The organism is uncultured Thiodictyon sp., assembly GCF_903828115.1.
Taxonomy (GTDB): domain Bacteria; phylum Pseudomonadota; class Gammaproteobacteria; order Chromatiales; family Chromatiaceae; genus Thiodictyon.
In genome coordinates this window covers 1-6,292 of the sequence record NZ_CAIKKU010000303.1, presented here as the reverse complement: position 1 = coordinate 6,292, position 6,292 = coordinate 1, and the positions used below count along the sequence as shown (strand labels likewise).

Genomic DNA, 6,292 nt, shown 5'->3' with positions numbered 1-6,292 from the left:
GGGTCCTGAGCCTGACCCTGCTAGGAGAGTGGGACGGGACCTGGCCGGTTGGTTCGAGTCTATACCCATGATCGACCGAGCGGCGATTATTGCCTGTTGAATCATTGACCCGCCAACCCACCCGCACCACCAGACCTCTTTGACAACAGCACCCTGAGTATCCGCACATGCACCGACGTCAGATTCTGCAAGCCTTCGCGATGGGCGCCACGCTGAAGGTCACCGGCGGACTGGCCGACATCATCGGCGAACCGGGCAAACTGGCCCCGGCGCCGCCGCCGGCATCCGCAGCGCCGACCAAGACCGAGTCTTGGCTCGCGAATCTGGGACCCTTCGATGATAGGAGGCCGCCAGTACCGGCGTGCATCGCGCTGGGTCCGGAAGCGGATGCGGTGATCGATGCCTTGCGCGTCCGGGCCAGGGCGTCCTGGGACGCCGCCAGTCACATGACCGGCTGGGATATCGACTGTTTCCGCACCGGCCGGGATGATCCGGCGGGGCTCGATCGCTGGATCGAGACGCGCCTGCGTCCCTTCGATTTTATCGCGCTGGTGGTCGATGCCAACGACCCCGCGACGCGCGCCCAAACACCCGGTTGGGCGGACCGCCTGGCCGGACTGAAGGAGGCGGCCCTGCGCATCGCGTTCATCGTCGGCGACAAGGCCCGCGACCCCGACGCACCTTGGCGCGCCCCCCTGCACTCAGCCCTGGATGGCGTGTTCGATATCGGCCCCCAGCGGGGGTTACTGCGCGCCGCGGCGATTGCCACCCATGTCGATGGCCTGCTGATGCTGTCGCGTACCTTGATTGGCTATGATGTCGCCGATATCCACGCGGTGCTGAAGACGGGTGTGAGGCTGCGCACCGGTGCGACACTCTGGAGTCGCGAGTCCTGCCGCACGGGTGCCTTCCGCCGGCTCTGGACTCAACTGGATGCGGGGCCTGCCGGCGGGGTACTGGCGTGGCTGCACGGCGGGTACGACAGCTCGATGTCTGACTTCAATTGGTTATGCGATCAGCTTGCCGAACACATTTCGGATGAGAGCACCCGCTTGGCGGTGATCTACGGGCATCCCGAGTGGCCGACCGGCCAGCGGGTGTTGGGGCTGACCTGGGTAGGCCCTGGCCAGACCAGTGCCATCCATTCTTCGAGGAGTTGACTTGATGCCGCTGCCCTACCAACTCATCGCCTCCGATCAGTCCTGGATCGAAGGCGAGGCCCTGCGCCAACTGGAGCAGACCGCCGCGCTGCCGGGTATGCGTCAGGCCGTGGGGCTACCCGATTTGCATCCAGGCAAGGGCTATCCGATCGGCGCGGCCTTTCTGTGCGAGCAGATCTATCCGGCCTTGGTGGGCAACGACATCGGTTGCGGGATGGGGCTGTGGCAGACAGACCTGCCGCGGCGCAAGTTCAAACCCGAGCGCGCGGCCGAGCGCCTGCAGGGGCTCGAAGACCCGTGGAACGGCGAGCTATCCGACTGGCGCACCGACTATGGGCTGGAGCCGACCGCCGGCGACGCCGCGCTCGGGACCATCGGGGGCGGTAATCACTTCGCAGAGGTGCAATGGGTCGAAGCGGTGATGGACCCGGCGGCCTTGGCGACGCTGGGCATCGACCCTGACCAAGCGCTGCTCCTGGTCCACAGCGGTTCGCGCGGGCTCGGGGAATCCATCCTGCGCACGGTCGTGGACCAGCAGGGCCACCACGGGCTCGCTCCGGCGAGCCCCGCGGCCGTTGAGTATCTGCGGCAGCATGATCACGCGCTGCGGTGGGCGCAGGCCAATCGCGGGCTCATCGCCCACCGGGTCCTGACGGCGCTGAACGCCGAGGCGCAACGTCGACTCGACAGTTGGCACAATCTGGTCCAGCCGCTCGATTGGCACGGCGAGCGGCTCTGGCTGCATCGCAAGGGGGCGGCGCCGGCCGACCGTGGACCGATCATCATCCCCGGCTCGCGGGGCACCCTGTCCTATCTGGTGCAGCCACACGCCCCCAGCGAACGGAGCCTCTTCTCGCTCGCCCATGGCGCCGGGCGCAAGTGGAAGCGCGGCGAGGCACGCGGCCGTCTGGGCGGCCGACAGGGTGCCGAGGCACTCGTCACCACCGCGCTCGGCGGCCGGGTGATCTGCGAAGACAAGGATCTCCTCTATGACGAGGCCCCGGAGAACTACAAGGGCATCGAGCGCGTGGTGGCCGACCTGAGCGAGGCCGGGCTGATCGACGTGATTGCCACCCTGCGGCCGGTGCTCACCTACAAAGTCAGGCGTCCGGCCCATCGTCAACCGGGGGCGCGCAAACCGCGACGCGGCCGGCCGTGAGCGGGGACGCGCCGACCCTGTGGCTGCAACTCTCTGCCGGGCGCGGCCCGCCCGAGTGTGAATGGGTGGTGGGGCGCCTGGTCCCGCTGCTGATCCGGGATCTCAGCGCGCATGGGCTCACCGTGGCGGAAATCGCGCGCACGCCCGGCGAGCATGGCGGCGATGCCCGTTCGATCCTGCTACGGGCCAGCGGCACGGGGGCGGCGGCGCAGGTCCGCAGTTGGTTGGGGACCATCCAGTGGATTGGCGCCAGCCCCTACCGGACGCATCACCCCCGCAAGAACTGGTTCGTCAGCGTGGCCGCCTTCGCGGAGCCCGCCGCTGACCACTGGGATAGTACGGCGGTGCGGGTCGAGACACTGCGCGCGAGCGGTCCCGGCGGACAGCACGTCAACCGCACGGAGAGCGCCGTCCGGGTCACCCATCTGCCGACCGGGCTCCACGCCATCGCCCAGGAAGAGCGCTCGCAACTCCTGAACCGCCGGCTCGCGCTTGCCCGGCTGGCGAGTCTCTTCGCTGAACGCGCCGAAACCAAGGCGCGCGAGGGCGGCACCGCGCGCTGGCAACAGCACACCCGGCTGATCCGCGGCAATCCGGTTCGGGTCTATCGTGGGCAAGAGTGGGTGCCTGTTGTCACGGGCAGGTGCGGACAGTCCTGTGTCTGATCATCGGTTACTGATCGGCGTGAACCGCGTGTTGGCAGTGACGATCAACCAGACCGACCGCACCGTGGTGTTCACGTACTCCCGTACTCCCGTACTCCCGTACTAACGTACTAACGTACTTCCTAAAGCGTCAGCGAGCCGTGTCCATTCATCCTCGCTCCCGGGAAGCCCGAAGCGCACGGCGGGCGGCGCCTCAAAGAGGCGGGTCAGGATGCCGACGCGGGCCAGGTGTTCATGGAGCAGTGGTGCCCGCTCGGTGGGGACCCATTGAAACAGGGCGCAGCCGCCCTGCGGCGGGAGGCCGTGGCGGGTGAGGAGCGCCGCAAGCCGGGGGCCGGCGGCGGCGAGGTGTGCGCGGGCCGCCGCCTGCCAGGTTTGATCCTCGAGGGCCTTGGTGGCGACCCAGCGGGCCGGGGCGGCGATGGTCCAGGGGCCGAGCTGGGCGGCGAGCGGTTGGGTCAGCGCCGGGTCGGCCAGCACGAAGCCGACCCGGGCCCCGGCCAGCCCGAAGAACTTGCCGAGTGAGCGCAGCAGGACCAGGCCGGGCAGCGGTCCCAGGGTCGCCAGGCTCTCGCCCGGGGTCGCGTCCATGAAGGCCTCGTCGATCACCAGCCAGCCGCCGCGCTGGGCGAGCACCCGGCGCCAGCGCAGCAGGTCCGCGCGCGCAAAGCGCGCCCCGGTCGGGTTGTTCGGATGGATCAGCACCAGCACGCCCAGGTCGGGGAGGGCGGCCTCGATCATCGCCACCGGCAGCAGTTGCACCGCGTGTCCGGTCCGCCGCCAGGCGTGGGCGTGTTCGCCGTAACCGGGGGCGATGACGCCGACCCGTCCGGGCGGGCGCAGCCGCGGCAGGGCCTGGATCGCGGCCTGGGAGCCGGCCACCGGCAACAGTGCGCCGTTGCCGTAATAGTGTGCCGCCGCCTGCTCCAGGCCGTCGTCCTCCTCCGGCAGGCGTTGCCAGAGGTCCGGTACCGGCGGGACCGGCCAGCCCTGGGGGTTGATCCCGGTGGAGAGGTCCAGCCAGTCGGTGAGCGGTATCCGGTAGTGCGCGGCGGCGGCCCGCAGTCGTCCGCCGTGAGGCAGCAAGGTACCCGGACCCATGTCGTTACCCATAGCTCCGGAATCCTCTCACGCAGACACGCAGACCCGGAGAATACAGGGCTGGCGACAAGTCCACAGGATAGAGCCTCGTCGTGGTCGTCGATGGTTGTACATCAAGCATTTCCTACTTTGTGTCTCCGTGTCTCCGTGAGAGAAATTCCTCTCTTGGCCGATGGGTCAAGACACGGCCAGGCCCAGGCTGATCGCTCATGGCGCCGGCACCGCCCGGCCCCAGGTGTCCTGGTACACCAGGTCCGCCATGGGCCGGCGCCGGTCCCAGCCCAGGGTCTCCAACATCGGTTCCGGATAAAAGGCCTCCACATGCCCCAGGCAGAGCACGGCGATGGTGCGGTAGACCGCGGCGACCTCGGGGTCGGGATATCGGTGGCTCATGGTAGAAACAGCCGCGCGGCGGCGCTCGGGTTGGAGGGGAAATAGAGATGCAGATAAGACGCGGTGAGCCGGCCGACCCGATAGACCGACTCCGGGGCGCCGTGTTCGCGCAGCGCCCGGGAGCGGGCGATGGGGTCCAGTGCGATCTGCGCGTGCGAGTGGTGGAAGGTATGACCGCGCAGTTCACCCTCCGGCAGGCTGACCCCCTGGAGCCCCAGGTTGGCCAGCCGCGGCTGCATCCGCGCCTGGCCCGGCAGGAGGCCGACCATGGGGGCCGGGTCGCCGTCCACGGCGGCCAGGGTGTCCAGCAGATACAGGAGCCCGCCGCACTCGGCCAGCAACGGGCGCCCCGCCGCCTGGTGGGCCCGAATGGCGGCCTTCATGGCCCCGTTGGCGGCGAGCCGATCCAGATAGATCTCCGGGTAGCCGCCCGGGAGATAGAGCGCATCGCAGGGGGGCAGCGCCGCGTCCGCCAGGGGCGAGAAGAAGCAAAGGTGCGCCCCCGCGGCCTCCAGCGTATCCAGATTGGCCTGATACAGAAAGGAAAAGGCCAGGTCCCGGGCCACGGCGATGCGTCGGCCCGCGAGTGTGCGGGCGGGCGGCGGCGGGTCCGCCGCCGGGCGAAAGGCGACGGGGGCGGGCAGGTCAGCGAGCGCGGTCCGGACCAGTGCGTCGGCGATCCGTTCCAGCCGCGCATCCAGGTCCGCCACCTCTTGCGCCTGCCAGAGTCCCAGGTGACGGTGGGGCAACTCCAGCCCCGGGTCCCGTGGCAGGGTGCCCAGGAAGGGGAGGTCCGCCGGCAGCTTCGCGGTCAGTGTCGCCGCGTGACCCGCGCCGCCGACCCGGTTGGCCAGGACCCCGGCGGTGCTGAGCCCCGGGCGAAAGCGGGTCAGCCCGAAGGCCAGGGCGGCGAAGGTCTGGGCCATGGCGGCGGCATCGATGACACACAGGAGCGGCAGGTCGAAGCGGGCGGCGAGATCCGCCCCGCTGGGCTCGCCGTCATAGAGGCCCATGACACCTTCGACCAGGATCAGGTCGACCTCCCGCGCGGCCCGGTGCAGCAGGTCCCGACAATGGTCCTCGCCGCCCATCCACAGATCCAGGTTATAGACCGGGGCCCCGGCGGCGCGCGCGAGGATCATGGGGTCCAGGAAGTCCGGTCCGGTCTTGAAGACCCGCACCCGGCGCCCGAGTCGGCGCTGGAGCCGGGCGAGCCCGGCCGTGACCGTGGTCTTGCCCTGACCGGAGGCGGGGGCGGCGATGAAGAGTGCCGGGCATGAAACGGACATGAAGAACCCACCGGATGGAAGACGGCGGCAGGCGGGGGGCAGGGACGGGCGCGGACACGGGGTGATCAGGCCCCGCGGGCACCGCGCAATTGCCCACCGCAATGCCGGATCGATCACCCGCGGGTGATCGCTTCAGGCCGGTCTCCGGACTCACGAGCGGCCGACGCCCGCGCCCACACGGGGCACAGGCACAGGCACCGGGCGGATCGCCTTCCCGCGTCTTCTAACTTCTAAGCTGCCTACACGGCAGTGAATTAGGATCGGCCGAAACTCGTCTACCGTTGCGGGGGCAGCGCCGGGATGGCACACCGTGCGAGCGGGGTGGGCACCGGCTTCCCGTTTCATCCCTTGGGCGCGAAGGCCCGCGGGACACCTGAAGCGCCGTGGAGTCTACGCCGACGTAGTGGCGTCGGGCAAGGCGTGCGGCGCCCCCGGGTGCAATCAGACTGATGTGATGGCCGAGATCCCGGGTACGCTGTCCTGGTCGTTGTCGTTGTCGTTGTCGTTGTCGTGATCGGATTGTTC

The 6,292-nt window shown here is 69.5% G+C and carries 5 protein-coding genes, 1 pseudogene and 1 riboswitch; of the genes and pseudogenes, 3 read left to right on the top strand and 3 right to left on the bottom strand.

The features are described 5' to 3' along the window. Positions 1 to 167 precede the first annotated feature (167 nt). Genes QZY48_RS11155 through prfH form a run of 3 tightly spaced genes read left to right on the top strand, consistent with a single transcriptional unit; the run spans position 168 to position 2,984 of the window. The gene (locus tag QZY48_RS11155; protein ID WP_295430931.1) at positions 168 to 1,160 is read left to right on the top strand and encodes a hypothetical protein; all 993 of its coding nucleotides are present in this window, start codon (positions 168 to 170) and stop codon (positions 1,158 to 1,160) included. A gap of 4 nt (positions 1,161 to 1,164) precedes the next feature. Beyond that, entirely contained in the window at positions 1,165 to 2,319 is a 1,155-nt protein-coding gene (locus QZY48_RS11150; protein WP_295430930.1) for an RNA ligase RtcB family protein, read from the top strand. Beyond that, positions 2,316 to 2,984 carry a peptide chain release factor H gene (gene prfH, locus QZY48_RS11145; RefSeq protein ID WP_295430929.1) on the top strand — a complete coding sequence of 223 codons (669 nt, stop codon included), beginning with the start codon at positions 2,316 to 2,318 and terminating at the stop codon, positions 2,982 to 2,984. Before QZY48_RS11150 ends, prfH begins: the two co-directional genes overlap by 4 nt. A gap of 102 nt (positions 2,985 to 3,086) precedes the next feature. Here the strand turns inward: prfH and cobD are convergent, their stop codons facing one another. From cobD to QZY48_RS11130, 3 genes and pseudogenes are all read right to left on the bottom strand, one after another. Next, positions 3,087 to 4,097: a threonine-phosphate decarboxylase CobD gene (gene cobD, locus QZY48_RS11140; protein ID WP_295430928.1), complete on the bottom strand. Its 1,011-nt coding sequence runs from the start codon at positions 4,095 to 4,097 to the stop codon at positions 3,087 to 3,089. Between the two features lie 195 nt (positions 4,098 to 4,292). Continuing rightward, a pseudogene (locus QZY48_RS11135) lies at positions 4,293 to 4,430 on the bottom strand (5,6-dimethylbenzimidazole synthase); the annotation flags it as partial. 44 nt (positions 4,431 to 4,474) lie between these two features. Further along, entirely contained in the window at positions 4,475 to 5,767 is a 1,293-nt protein-coding gene (locus QZY48_RS11130; RefSeq protein WP_295430927.1) for a cobyrinate a,c-diamide synthase, read from the bottom strand. 117 nt (positions 5,768 to 5,884) lie between these two features. Continuing rightward, a riboswitch (cobalamin riboswitch) is annotated at positions 5,885 to 6,159 on the bottom strand. Positions 6,160 to 6,292 lie beyond the last annotated feature (133 nt).